This window comes from Streptomyces sp. NPDC127092, assembly GCF_042722475.1.
GTDB lineage: Bacteria > Actinomycetota > Actinomycetes > Streptomycetales > Streptomycetaceae > Streptomyces.
Genome location: NZ_JBHXFE010000134.1, coordinates 1 through 404, shown reverse-complemented (window position 1 = coordinate 404; position 404 = coordinate 1). Strand labels below are relative to the sequence as shown.

At 77.5% G+C, this 404-nt stretch carries 1 protein-coding gene; it reads right to left on the bottom strand.

Annotated features, from left to right (window positions below):
• The coding region (locus ACFWJO_RS37955; protein ID WP_386872698.1) for a TVP38/TMEM64 family protein at positions 1–404 on the bottom strand (404 nt) is incomplete at both ends.

The following is a 404-nucleotide window of genomic DNA, read 5'->3' as shown; positions in this document are numbered from 1 at the left end:
TGACCACTCCGCGGGCTTTCCGGCCCCTCCGAGCCCGCCGGCTCCTCCGCGGACCGGGCCGCCCGTCGCCAGTGGCGCACCGCCCACAGGGTCAGACCGCCCACGGTGAGCCAGCCCACCCCGAGCAGCACGCCGTTCACGACGCCCGGGCGCACCGCGAACGCCCCCATCGCCACGAGGGAGAGCTGTCCGGGGATCACGCCGACCGCGGTGGAGCCGGCGAAGATCCCCAGCGGCACGGCGAGCGCGCCCGCCCCGTAGTTCACGGGCCAGTACGGCAGCCCCGGGGCGACGCGCAGGGTCAGCAGGGCGAGGAACCCGGTGTCCTCGAGCCGCCGCTCCACGGTCTCGGCGTGGCGGCCGAGCCAGCGCAGGGCCACCTCGCGCCCGACCGCGCGCGCGAT